Origin of the sequence: Shewanella oneidensis MR-1, assembly GCF_000146165.2 — a bacterium.
GTDB lineage: Bacteria > Pseudomonadota > Gammaproteobacteria > Enterobacterales > Shewanellaceae > Shewanella > Shewanella oneidensis.
Window position 1 is genome coordinate 3,051,736 of record NC_004347.2, and the last position, 13,515, is coordinate 3,065,250.

Annotated in this window: 10 protein-coding genes; 6 read left to right on the forward strand and 4 right to left on the reverse strand. The window is 46.7% G+C overall.

What is annotated here, in order from left to right; genetic code table 11:
- Positions 1-5: 5 nt before the first annotated feature.
- Positions 6-1,112 carry an AI-2E family transporter gene (locus SO_RS13540; protein ID WP_011072825.1) on the reverse strand — a complete coding sequence of 369 codons (1,107 nt, stop codon included), beginning with the start codon at positions 1,110-1,112 and terminating at the stop codon, positions 6-8.
- Between the two features lie 98 nt (positions 1,113-1,210).
- Between SO_RS13540 and folX the strand changes: the two genes are divergently transcribed.
- The 3 genes from folX (at position 1,211) to gltS (ending at position 4,321) form a co-directional block, all read left to right on the forward strand.
- Positions 1,211-1,579: a dihydroneopterin triphosphate 2'-epimerase gene (gene folX / locus SO_RS13545; RefSeq protein ID WP_011072826.1), complete on the forward strand. Its 369-nt coding sequence runs from the start codon at positions 1,211-1,213 to the stop codon at positions 1,577-1,579.
- A gap of 81 nt (positions 1,580-1,660) precedes the next feature.
- Positions 1,661-2,551 carry a TIGR01777 family oxidoreductase gene (locus SO_RS13550; RefSeq protein ID WP_011072827.1) on the forward strand — a complete coding sequence of 297 codons (891 nt, stop codon included), beginning with the start codon at positions 1,661-1,663 and terminating at the stop codon, positions 2,549-2,551.
- A gap of 546 nt (positions 2,552-3,097) precedes the next feature.
- A complete protein-coding gene (gltS, locus tag SO_RS13555; RefSeq protein WP_011072828.1) occupies positions 3,098-4,321 on the forward strand; it encodes a sodium/glutamate symporter in 1,224 nt (407 codons plus the stop codon).
- 63 nt (positions 4,322-4,384) lie between these two features.
- Here gltS and lepB read toward each other — a convergent pair whose 3' ends face one another.
- The 3 genes from lepB to SO_RS13570 all read right to left on the reverse strand — a co-directional run bounded on the left by lepB (position 4,385) and on the right by SO_RS13570 (position 8,582).
- Positions 4,385-5,047, reverse strand: a complete 663-nt coding sequence (lepB, locus tag SO_RS13560) for a signal peptidase I (RefSeq protein ID WP_011072829.1) — start codon at positions 5,045-5,047, stop codon at positions 4,385-4,387.
- Between the two features lie 262 nt (positions 5,048-5,309).
- Entirely contained in the window at positions 5,310-7,817 is a 2,508-nt protein-coding gene (locus SO_RS13565) for an ABC transporter permease (protein ID WP_011072830.1), read from the reverse strand.
- 3 nt (positions 7,818-7,820) lie between these two features.
- Positions 7,821-8,582: an ABC transporter ATP-binding protein gene (locus tag SO_RS13570; protein WP_011072831.1), complete on the reverse strand. Its 762-nt coding sequence runs from the start codon at positions 8,580-8,582 to the stop codon at positions 7,821-7,823.
- Positions 8,583-8,634: 52 nt separating this feature from the next.
- Between SO_RS13570 and SO_RS13575 the strand changes: the two genes are divergently transcribed.
- From SO_RS13575 to SO_RS13585, 3 genes are all read left to right on the forward strand, one after another.
- Positions 8,635-9,234 (forward strand): arylesterase, encoded by a 600-nt coding sequence (locus tag SO_RS13575; protein WP_011072832.1) that lies wholly within the window; start codon positions 8,635-8,637, stop codon positions 9,232-9,234.
- A gap of 144 nt (positions 9,235-9,378) precedes the next feature.
- Positions 9,379-10,446, forward strand: coding sequence for a DUF3083 family protein (locus SO_RS13580; protein WP_011072833.1), 1,068 nt, complete (start codon positions 9,379-9,381; stop codon positions 10,444-10,446).
- 256 nt (positions 10,447-10,702) lie between these two features.
- Entirely contained in the window at positions 10,703-13,426 is a 2,724-nt protein-coding gene (locus SO_RS13585; RefSeq protein WP_011072834.1) for an SO2930 family diheme c-type cytochrome, read from the forward strand.
- Positions 13,427-13,515: the final 89 nt, after the last annotated feature.

A 13,515-nucleotide genomic window follows, 5' to 3' on the forward strand; every position in this document is an offset into this window, starting at 1 on the left:
ATCTACTACTTATTATCAGTTGAATGTGTATCGACCCTATTCGTCGAGTCATGTGCGCTTGAAGATTGAACGACCAGTTTATCATCCACATCATCGGATAATAATATCGCTAACCAACTACCACTTTTACTCGATTCGAGGGCAATTTTGACCACCATAGTTAAGGGAACTGACAGCAACATACCGACGGAACCCAGTAACCACCCCCAAAAAATTAATGATAAAAATACCACTAAGGTAGAAAGGCCTAATCCTCGGCCCATAAATTTAGGCTCAACCACATTACCCATTACCATGTTAGCGCCTATGTATAGCATCGTCGTCCCACCAGCGGCCGCAGGGCCTAACTGAATAAAGGCTAACAATACGGCGGGGATGGCGGCAATAATCGACCCGATATTAGGAATGTAGTTGAATAAAAAAGCAATTACCGCCCAAAGTAACGCATAATCCACGCCGATAAAGGCCAGTCCAACACCAACAATTAAACCCGTCGCTAAACTGACTAGGGTTTTGATCACCATATATTGATTCACCGATTGCAGGAAACGGTCAATTTGTTGCAAACGCATATCGGGATCATCCAATGCCAAGTGCAACTTTTTCGGTAAAGATGATGCCTCAAATAACATAAAGACGATGGTCAAAATGATCAGGAATAAATTCGCCATCACATTGCCTACACCGGACAGCATATTGGTGGTCATCGACAGCGCCATGCCGGGGTCAAAATAGGCTAGCACTTGCTCCTTAGAGATTTGAATATTCAGCGCCTGTAATTTATGCAACACCCAAGAAAACTGCTCCACCAGCTGATTTCGGTATTGAGGCAACTGCTTAGAAAACTCATTGATTGAGCTGCCCACCAAGGAGGCGAGCCACAATCCCATCAACACGATAAAACACATCAATAGAATCACCGCGAGCCATTTAGGCACACGATATTTAGTCATCAAGCCAATGGCCGGATTACAGATCACCGCAATAAAACAGGATAAGACAAAGGGAACAACAATCGGGCTTGCGGCCTTTATCCCTGCCAAAATAATCACCACAAATGCCATGACTGCAAAACCTTTGTAGGCGGCAGTCGGCGTATTGGATCGTGTCATGGAGTAAAAATCCTTCTTGATCTTAGATAAAGTTGATAGGCTAGCCCAAGAAAAGTCTCAAACTCAATTACCTAAGTATTAGATAATAGATTGTTATTATGAAACCAGAAACCGCGATTATACGCATTAAAAACTTAAGGCTGCGCACTTTTATTGGCATAAAAGACGATGAGATCCAAAATCGGCAGGACGTGATAGTCAATGTCGTCATCCATTACTGCGCCGCCAAGGCCCGCAACAGCGATAATGTTGATGATGCACTTAATTACCGTACTATCACAAAAAAAATCATCGAGCTAATTGAAAACAATCGGTTTTCACTGCTTGAAAATCTCACTAGCCAAACCTTAGCCATTGCCAGCGAGCATCCTTGGGTAGAATTTGCCAGTGTCGAAATCGACAAACCCCACGCCCTGCGTTTTGCCGATTCAGTCTCAATGGAACTGTGTTACCAAAAAAACCAATAAAGTGATCCCTACATGCCCGTTATCGTATTTTGCTTATAAGGTTTGAAATCAAAGAAAACCACCTCAGCTAAGGATTTGACGATGAAGATATTAATAACAGGAGCAAGTGGGTTTATCGGTCAACAGTTAGTGGCCCATTTAGCCAACCAGCATGAACTGTTATTGCTAACTCGCCACCCAGGCAGCATCCGGCAATTATTAGGCCCGCAGCACCAATATTTGAGCTCCTTAGATGAGATTGACGATTTAAATCATATCAATGCAGTGATCAATCTTGCTGGTGAACCGATAGTCGCAAAACGTTGGAGTGCACAGCAAAAACAGCACATATGCGATAGTCGCTGGAATATCACCGCAAGACTTAGCCAACTTATTTTGCAAAGCAACAATCCACCGCAGGTGATGATAAGTGGCTCTGCTATCGGCTTTTATGGCCGTCAAGGCGCCATTCCCATTGATGAGCACGCCGTGCCCCACTCTGAATTCAGCCATGACATTTGTAAAGAATGGGAACGACTAGCCCTTAAAGCTACGAGCAAAACCCGCGTCTGTATTCTACGTACAGGTATTGTGCTTGGGCATGGTGGCGCGCTGGCCAAAATGCTCCCGCCCTTTAAACTTGGCATTGGTGGGCCAATAGGCCATGGCCGTCAAGGGATGAGTTGGATACACATGCACGATATGGTGGCCCTGATCGAGTTTCTGCTTTGTCATCAAGAATGCCATGGGATATTTAATGCCACAGCCCCCTATCCTGTCAGTAATACCGAGTTTTCTAAAACCCTTGGTAAGGTACTAAATCGTCCGGCCTTTATGACTACACCAGTACCAGTCTTACGACTTGCAATGGGGGAAATGGCGGATCTGCTTACTGAAGGCCAATTTGTGCTCCCCAAACATGCACTCGATGCAGGATTTACCTTCCGTTTCGAGCAACTCGAACCCGCACTTAAAGACCTACTAGCAAGTTAACTTGATGTTGAGCCAGCTATAGCCCGTAACTGGCTTGGCAAAAAAATGTTATCAAACTAACGAACAGGCGATGTAGGCATGCTCAAAAATGACTTAAAAATCAGCGACAAATACTTACTGAGACGGAATATTTGCCAGCTTATTACAAGCGGATTTATCAACCCAATTTGACAACAGCCTAAAAACACAAACACAACACAATGATTATAAAGACTATTTGACGACATTAACGCATTTTTCTGTTACACTCCCCTTCACTTGCTCGTCAATATTGTCGTCTCAGCGCCCGCATTAAAGCACGGCTAACGACCTTGGCAAGATCATTATCTTCAGTATTCGCCCTTAGCGGCAGTGCTGATCAACTTAACCAATACGGTTCATATTCGCGCTTAATACTTCTTCTCCACTCTTGGAGATTGACTAAGATTGTCCTTAGATCGCGCGTTTAACACTCAGAATTAGCGAGTGCTAAATAACGAGATGGGGCACCCTAACTCACCTTGAGTCTAGTGATGTACCCACACAAACCATTTGTAAGGAACTATCATGCACACCACTTACACAATTGGCGAACTCGAGTCGTTCTTAATTGCTATCTTCGTGCTGTTTATTGGCCATTCCATTAATCGCCATGTGCGTGTTTTTAAACAATACAATATTCCAGAGCCTATTGTTGGTGGGCTTGTCGTCGCTGCTGTCATAGCATTTTTGCATTTCCAAGACATCACCCTCGCCTTTAGCTTGCCCATGCAAAATACTTTAATGTTGATGTTTTTCAGCACAATAGGTTTATCGGCGAACTATAAGCTACTACTGAGTGGCGGTAAGAAAGTGTTTATTTTTCTTGGCGTGGCTTCGGTTTATATCATTATTCAAAATGCGGTCGGCGTGAGTCTCGCGAGCCTGTTAGGGTTAGATCCTATTCTTGGCCTTATTGCAGGTTCCATTACCCTTTCAGGCGGGCATGGTACTGGCGTCGCTTGGTCGCAAACCTTTGCCGAAAATTATGGCATTAACACCTTAGAATTCGCGATGGCGGCGGCAACCTTTGGACTCGTTATGGGCGGGATCATCGGCGGCCCCGTCGCACAGCGATTAATTAGCAAGCACAATCTTGTTTCAAGCTATGGTGTTGGTCGAAAGCACCACGCCACTCATCCGCAATTGGTCACCTATGATCAGCTCGAAGAAGACCAAGTTACCGCCAAAACGATTATTGAAACCCTGTTTGTACTGCTGTTTTGTGTCGCGGGAGCGAAATGGTTTACTGTGCTGGTCAGCGAATACGGGCTTAATTGGCTCAAAATGCCGGATTTTGTCTATGCGTTATTTCTCGGCGTAGTGATAGCAAACATCACTGAAGTCACTCGCGGTTACAAACCCCATACTGAGAGTATCGATGTGATAGGCACGGTGGCACTGTCATTATTCCTCTCTATGGCCTTGATGAACCTTAAGTTGTGGGAGATTTTAGATCTCGCCATTCCGTTACTTATCATCCTAGTCGTACAAACCGCTGTGCTCGCCGTGTTTGCCTACTTTGTGACCTTTAAAGTAATGGGTAGCAACTATGATGCGGCGGTGATCACAGGAGGCCACTGCGGCTTTGGTATGGGTGCGACCCCCACGGCAGTAATGAATATGGGTGCACTCGTGTCGCGCACCGGCCCATCGCCCCAAGCCTTTATGGTGGTGCCAATTGTGGGCGCGTTCTTTATCGATATCGTCAATTTAATCGTCCTGCAGGGCTACCTCAGCTTTATCATGTAGCCAAACAATAATAAAAATGGCGCCTAGATGAGGCGCCATTTTTATTTATATCTATGCAAAAACTTAAAAATCTTGCATTAAACGTTCTGGCCGCGGTAAGTAATAATTATCATAATCCAGTGAGAAAACCAGCGAACTTGAACGGCCCACAATTTCATCTCGGGGCACAAAGCCTATTACCCGAGAATCTGCACTGTTATCGCGATTATCACCCAGGGCCAAATAATGCTCATCCGGCACTGTGACAGGTCCAAAATTGGCAAGCTTTGAGGGTAGCTGATTCAGGCGAATACTGTGCATGATGCCAAGTAAATCCTCTTGCATCTCAACGACACCTGCTGGCGCATAAGGACTTAATGCTTGTGGCTTATAGGCAAGCGGTTCACCATTCAAATACAAGCGATTATCTCGCATCATCACGGTATCTCCGGGGACAGCTATGACTCGCTTAATGAGCCTTTTATCCGCATTTTTTGAGTCAAATACGACAATATCCCCACGCACAGGATCTGCCAGTTTGACTAACGCGATATGCGTAAATGGCACTCTAACATCGTAGGCCATCTTATTAACGAGGATACGATCGCCTTCAACAATGGTTGGTAACATTGAACCAGTAGGCACCGTATTCCAATCAGCCACAGCACTCCTAAACACCAGCATTAAACTGATAAACAACAAAAAAGAGCCGTAATCCTTGAGCAAAATTCTTATTCCTTTAAACATTCGATTCCTCTCTATGCGGTCATTAGCAGGTTAACATTAACATCTGTAAGAAAATTAAAATAAGCGAGTCACTTAAGATAGACTCATTAAAACGCACTAAGTTCGCATCAGATAACACTTAACTCCCATCCATTGGTCAGTCGATGAAAAATACGCAAACAGATAATCTCACTCCTAACAAAAAAGCACTGAGCTTATGCGGCATCAGTGCTTTTTATTGTTAACTTAGCATCATGTCGTTCTTGTCATGAGCCAATAGCGACTAACTCCCTGCCTTTAACAATTCAGCACAGGATTGATTGAGTAATTGGCGGCAGCGCCATACCCCAAGTAATGCGACTAACAGTGCGCCCGACACAGGTGCAATGGCCCACCAAGGCCAGTGCATATACACATTGAGTTCAAATACTTGGGTCTTTAACAGATACAAGGCAAATTCGGCAACGATCACCGCCAATACCCCTGCAATCCCGCCAAGCAAAGCAAACTCAAACCCAGTTGCACTGCGTAATAACCAACCAGAAGCACCAAAGGTACGCAGCACTGCGAGCTCGCGCTGGCGCGTTGCCATCCCCGCTTCAGTTTGAGCGATAAGCACCAATGCACTTGCCAGCAATACAAGCACTAAGACTAAGGTCAAGGACAGGGAAACCTGCTCGATAATTTGCCGAAGTTGTCCCACCATGGCGCCCACATCGATAATCGATACCGTTGGAAATTGCTGGATCAACTCGAGGATCACCGTATTTTTCGGTGCACCCTCGCCGCTCGCCGTATTGTTAGGTCCTTTTTCATCCAAATAGAAACTTGCCATGGAGGTATAGGCAAACGGTGCTAACGCTTCTTGAGTAAAAATCATAAAAAAGTTTGGTTGTAATGTTTCCCAGTGTACGGCGCGAATACTGGCGACCTTAACCGTGAGCTCTTGGTTATCAATCACATAGGTCAGTTTATCACCCAATTTAACTCCTAAACGCTCGGCGACACCCGATTCCACCGACACCTCATCGGCAGCTTGATTAAATTGCCCTTCGAGTAACTCGTTATTGGCTGGCAAGGCATTACGCCAGGTGAGATTGAGCTCGCGAGAAATCCCCACTCGGCCTTTTTCCCCCGCCTCCGCCTGCTCGTTGGAGATCAAGGTTTCGCCATTAATTTGCGTAAGCCGGCCGCGAATAACGGGGTAGATATCTGTTGCGGCTATGCCCTTTTGCGCCATAAAGTCGTTTAATGGCTTAGCATCGTCGGGAGCAATATTCACTAAAAAGTAGTTAGGGGCATTCTCGGGCAGCTGCTTTTGCCACTCATTCAGTAAATCCTGCCTAAGGGCCAAAATTGTCAGTAGCAATACCAGCGCCGCACTAAAACCCACCAATTGCACCGCATTTTGCCTAGCTCGGCGCCGTAAGCCCGCCAGCGCAAGTTGCAAGGGATTGGTGGTTTTCATGCCAACACTGTGGCCGAGGCGGATCATCACAAAGCCCAAAAGGCTCAGCAGCACGCCAAGTAACAATACCGCCGCCACAACGGTTAAGGTCAGCGTCCAACTTTGGGAATACAGGTATCCCAAGAGCGCCATCGCCCCCAAGCTTAAGAGTAAATGCAGCCACATGCCCAGTTGTAACCCTTCGAGTTGTCGTTGCAATACCCGCAGCGGTGGAATGGCGAGCAGTCGCATCAAAGGATAAGCGGAAAACATAAAGGCACTGATAAGCCCAGTGCTGATGCCAAGGAGTATCGGACGCGTCAATGGTGGCGAATAAGCCGCGATTTCAGGGGGTAACAACTGATTAATGCCTAAATCGAGCAGTGCGCCCCCTATCAAGCCAAGTCCAATACCAAACAAGGTCACCAGCAATAAATGTATCCCGAATAAACGCCGAATTTGTGACGATGAAGCGCCAAAGGTTTTTAGCATCGCCACCACATCATAATGACGCTGACAATAACGCTGGGCGGCAATCCCTATGGCAGCGCAAGCAAGGGCAATACCGAGCAAGCTGGCAAGCAGTAAAAATCGCTCCGCCCGCTTTACCGCACCAGCAATCGGCGAGTCGCCTGACTGTACATCGACCCAACGCTGGGTATTATTCAACAGCGGTTTAACACTGTTTTCAAAGGCAGTTAGCGCAGTTTCATCACCGGCAAATTGATACAGATAAGTCACTCGGCTACCAGGCTGGATAACCCCAGTCTTGGCAACATCTTCTATCCGCATTAATACCACGGGTGAAGACGCAAAGGGATTAAATCCCGCATCGGGTAAGCGGCTGATTTCTTGGCTTAAGCTAAACTCGCTGTTGCCTAGCTCGAGCGTTTTGGGGGATCCCAAGAGCCCACCTAAGCGGCTTTCAAACCAAATTTCATCGGCCTGGGGCAAGCCTTGGGCTTTTACATCTTGGCCATTGTCCGCTTTAAGTTCGATGTCTCCCTTAAGTGGATAACCAGACTCAACCGCACGCACTGTGACTAACTGAAATTGATCGCCCGCATACACCATGGAGTTAAATTGCATATTGGTGACATGCTTAAGGCCAAGCTCATCGGCCTTGGCCAGAATAGTGCTATCAATTTGCACGGGTGAGTCGATAATACGATCCGCAGCAATAAATTGCGTCGCCTGCCCATTGATAGCGACTTGCAATCGCTCACTCACCCGCGCAAGGCCACTCACCGAGAGCACCGCCAAGGTAATAGCGAGGATAATTAATAACAATTGCCCCTGTTGCAGCTCTCGCTTAAACAGGCGCCATGCCAAATTAAGCTCCATGGGTTAAGCCTCCTTGGCGCTGGCAGTTATGCTGTTACTTTCACAGGCACTGTTGGATTGCAACGCATTCGGGTGCTCGTTCTCCTGTAAGTGGCCGTTATCCATAACGAGTTGCCGTTGGCAGCGTTTCGCCAGTTGTAAATCATGGGTCACGAGGATAAGCGTTGTGTGGTTCTCTTGGTTAAGTTCAAACAACATATCGGCAATTTTATGGCCATTAACACTGTCCAAATTGCCCGTGGGTTCATCGGCAAACAGCACTTTGGGTTCACAGATAAAAGCGCGAGCAATCGCGACCCTTTGCTGCTCGCCACCGGACAACTGCTTGGGTAAATGGGTCAAACGGTGGGATAAACCAACCCGCCCAAGCATAGCCTCGGCCTTTTCCTTAGCATTTTTAACCCCAGCAAGTTCGGCTGGCAGCATCACATTCTCAAGGGCTGTTAAAGTGTCGACCAACATAAAGGATTGAAAAATAAAGCTCACTTTCTGCTTACGCAGCGCCGCTTTTTGTTCTTCATTGAGCGGTGATAGGGCCTCGCCATCGAGCCAAATCTCCCCCGCTGTTGGGGTGTCGAGCGCGGCGAGTAAGCCAAGTAACGTCGATTTACCCGAGCCGGATGGCCCTAATATCGCCACACTTTCCCCCTGCTTGACATCTAAGTTAATGCCCTTGAGGATAGTGAGCGAACCTTCCTGAGTAGTCACCGATTTTTCGAGGTTAACAACATTGATGGCACTATTTTTTGAAACGACGTTAGACATAGGATCCTTCTTATACAAATCGTTTTTGCGTCAATCGCATAGATGCAAGCCAATGGCGAAAGCCTTGGTGATCTGCATCCTGTTAAGTCTGTGTGTTACCACGCCAGTTCAGGCGGCGAAAGTGTTGATCCTCGGCGATAGCTTAGGTGCAAGCTACGGCATGTCGGAACAACTAGGCTGGGTGGCGCTGCTGCAAAAAAACTTACCCGAGCATGACTTTACCAATGGTTCGGTGAGCGGTGAAACCACAGCGGGCGGTTTGCGTCGCTTGCCTGCCCTGCTTGATTCCGTTGCACCCGATTTAGTGGTAGTCGAACTCGGCGGTAACGATGGTTTACGTGGATTCCCCCCGACGCAACTTAAAAATAACCTAACCCAAATCATTACCCTAGCCAAAAATAGCGGTGCCAAAGTGCTACTGACCGAAATCATGGTACCGCCTAACTATGGCCCTCGCTACACCCAAAAGTTCACCGAAGTGTATCAAGAGATTGCCAAGGATGAGGATATCCCGCTGATCCCCTTCTTTATGCAGGAGATCGCTCCCTACCCTGAACTGATGCAAAGAGATGGCATTCATCCCAATGAAAAGGCCCAAGATAAAATTGCCAATTGGATGCAACCTTGGATTGAAAAAGCGTTAACGCAATAAAATCGCTGCAATTTTAAGCTAATAAACAGTTTGCTGATGTAAACTCATATTTAAACGATAAAAACATGCTCCAACTCAACATTAGTACCTGAGATAAACAGTAAAATTCGTGTTAGCAAATGGTTAACCCAACAAGGAGTCAATATGTCCCTTAGCCATCAGCAAAAAGTGTACATACCCAAGGAAGCTCGTACCAATCAGTACATCACCGCCGAAATCAAAGTCACGGATGAATTACTGAACCAATACCCCGATTACCATAGCTGTTATCAGACTTTAAGCCGGATTATTTTTAACTTGGCAGAACAACACGATCTGCGTAATGTTCATGTAATTACTAACGATAAACTGCCAGTCGTGCGTTACCATACAGAGGCCTATTGTTTCCAAACAGCTGAACAGATTCTATTTTTCTACAATCCCGCCTATCACGAGGCACAAAATCTGTTCACTGCGGACAACTACCGCGCCCGTAAACTACGTATCGTATTTTTGGCCACAGGCGATGAAATCCGCAGTAACTCAGCCAATTTCCACACACGAGTGCAAGAATTCTTAAACGAGTTAATGCCGAAGCTGCCGATTAAAGATCTTAAAGTGAAGATCCGTGACCACCAGCATTTATCCTATGATTTATTTGCAAAATCAAAAGGAAACAAAGAAACCTACGGCTATAAACTCAGAGCCATCGCCCCACGATACAAGGCCAGAAAATGTGAGCTGCCCGAAAACGTCAGTTCACTGACCTATGTTACCGTCAGTCTGCCGCTGAGTCGCAAACTCAAACAAGGTTTACTACCTGAGTCGGCAACTGACTTTAGCCCCTTATATCAACACCTGGAGGATAACTTCCTGAAAGCGGCAGCCAATAAGCAATTGACGCGGTTGGCTATGATTGCCAATGGATTAACCCCCTTAGTGCGTAACAGCAAGTTTGAAAAACTCGACAGCAAAGCCGAAGTTCAAATGATCGGTTTTGACCCCAATGCAACCGAGCAGCAAGTGATCCGCCGCTGGGATGCCGATAATTTAGTCGAAGCCGCTCACTTTACTATCGTCGCTGGCGCGAAGGATTGCGATGATGCAGGTTATGGCCGCTTTATGAATAATGTTGAAGCCGCACTGAAAAGTTTTGCCGCCGAGATTGGGCTTGATCCCGAGCGCGAAGATCTGGTCACACGCTTCCACCAGCATATCAGCTACCAACTCTAAGTTTTGTCATTAAAAGCATAAGGGCGCTCTAGCGCCCTTTTTTATTACACTTAATACTCACCACGCAAATCTCACTAACATAAACATCTTAAGTGGCCATTTTTATACCTTAAACCAATGCAAGCACAACGAACATAGCAGGCCACATCCCTGTTATTCACAGTGCATTGCACCATTTTGGCCATATTTCACATTGCCTTTTTCTGCTCGGAGCGCATCCTGTTAACGAAATTATAACAAAAAAGCAGGAGCACTTATGTTCAACAAGACGATAAATCCACTCACGTGCAAGGGATTGATGGCTAAACAGGGCCATCCCCCACAACAAAATCACAAGACTCATCGTAGAGCACATTGGCTGATGCCAACGGGAGTAGCCCTATTGATGGCTTTCAATCTAACCGGTTGTTTTTCAGATGATGATCCCGCACCGGTTGTCACGCCACCCGTAGTACAACCACCAGAACCTGGCCCCTCCTTCCCCGAAGGCGCCATAAAAATCCCAGCGGGTGATAACCTCACGACTCGCATTCAAGAAGCCTTAATTAATGCGCAAAGTGGCGCCGTGATAGTGCTTCCTAAAGGGACCTTTAATATTGACTCGACCTTGCTGTTTGATGGTGACGTGGATGGGGATGGCAGCTATGCCAAAAACGTTACTATCATGGGTTATGGGATGAAGGACACTGTGCTTAATTTCTCTCAAGCCAACTCGGGAGATGGGATTTTCGTTCAAAACGCACTCAACATTACCATTCAAGATCTGTCGGTCAATGAAGCGAAAAACAACGGTATCAAGCTTAAAAATACTAACGGCATTATCCTGCGCCGTGTTGGCGCGGTATGGGAAGGCGAACTCGATAAAGATAATGGCGCCTACGGTCTGTACCCCGTTGAATGTGAAAACATTCTGATTGAAGACAGTTATGTTCGCGGCAGTGCCGATGCGGGGATTTATGTCGGCCAATCCCAGTATATTGTCGTACGTCGCAATATCGCCAAAGAAAACGTGGCAGGGATTGAAATCGAAAACTCTAAATATGCCGACGTTTATAACAACGAAGCGATGGGCAATACCGGTGGGATTTTAGTCTTCGACTTACCCATCAACAACCATAGATACGGCTCTAGTGTGCGGATTTTCAACAACAAAGTGTATGATAACAACACACCCAACTTCGCCAATGCTTCGGCTAACCCCGCGGGCGTGCATATCGTGCCGCCGGGCACTGGAGTTATTATTTTATCCACCGCAGATGTGGAAATCTTCAATAACGAAATTACCCGCCACGACACCCTAGGTGTAACAATCAGCAGCTTCTTTATTGCAGAACCTGATATGACCTCCTTTGTGGGCAACTACGGTCAACCAGGCCAAGCGATTGACGATGGTTGGAGACCTGTACCGCGTAATATTTATTTACACGACAACAAAATTACCGACTATGGCACTAAGCCAAAAGGTTATTTAATTCAAGATATTATTCGCGCCTATGTGATAAGCCACGGTACCTTGCCCGGCGTGCTCTATGACGGTCTAGGCGAAATGCTCGCCAATAATGGCACCGCTGCCTATCTTGGCTTAAAAGAACCCCCCTTTGCCACTGACGGTAGCGATAACGTTTGTGCTAGCGATAACGGGGATGTGTCCTACGGTAGACTCTATGCCAACAGCAACACGGATATCAGCATCGCCGATGTGCAATATGAAAAGACCCAAAATGCCCTACTGAAATGTACTCAAGTCAGTCTACCAGTGCATACCGTCACCTTTGCAGGCCAAGTATTTGGCTGTGGAGTTGACGATAATACTGCAGGTTGTGATGGCGGCGTATTGGTCGGTGGCGGAGGCACAATCGGTGAAGGCGAAGGCGGTCTAGTGGGCGATGGTGACCAAAGTCTGTGCAAAGCCACTGGCTCAAATGTCAGCTGGGATGCACTATTGAAAGCAAACTGCCCGAAACTGTCGGATTACAATCTGTTTAGCGATGCTAAAAATCCAACCGCTGCCGCTAATTCAGGTGGTGTCCCTTATGATCTCAACACGCCGTTATTTACCGACTACGCCAGTAAATATCGCTTTGTGTATTTGCCTTCTGGACAAAAAGCCAGTTACTCAGAAAATGAGACTTTCGACTTCCCTGTGGGAAGCGTCATTGTAAAAACCTTTGCCCTACCCAGTGACACCAGTAAGCGCGGTATTAGCAACGAGAGTTTGATAGAAACGCGTCTGCTGATCCATCGTCCAACGGGATGGAGTGCCCTGCCCTATGTGTGGAATGCCGATAGAACCGATGCTACCTTGGCAAAAGCTGGAGCCATTAGCAGCCAAACGCTGACACATAAAGGTCAAAATCTCACCTTCAACTACGTGGTTCCCAACATGAACCAATGTAAACAGTGTCACCAGTTTAAAGCCGATGACAAAAGCAATGCCGTGTTCGTGCCAATTGGTCCCAAAGCACGCCACTTGAACCGCAATTACAGCTACCAAGATGGCACGATGAACCAACTGTTAAAATGGGAAAATCTTGGTATTTTGCAAGGATTACCAAACCTTAGCCAAGTGTCACAAGTACCGGCGTACCAAGATGGGGATGAAACGACAGTCGCGAGTTTAAGTGACTCAGCCTTAATGCAAACAGCAAAGGGTTACTTAGATATCAACTGTGCCCACTGCCATAGACCCGAGGGCAATGCCTCTAATACTGGCTTAAAACTCGAATACTGGCGTGGTTATAGCGATGATGCGGGTTTCTCCCACGGCACCTGTAAATCACCCGTTGCCTACGGTGGTGGAAACCTCGGTTTTGATGTGGTCCCCGGCAATGCCGCAAAGTCCATCATGCACTTTAGAATGCAAAGCACGTCCCCAGGCGATCGTATGCCTGAGATTGGCCGTAGCTTAGCCCATGATGAAGGTGTAGCACTGATCAGCGAATGGATTAAACGTCTACCCGCGGCAAACTGCTCACAATAGTGGTTTATCGAGTCACTCGACGTAAAAACTCGTTTGAAATAAATAATAACTAAAGATAGAGAAGGCCAACACAAGGCCTTCTCATGCTT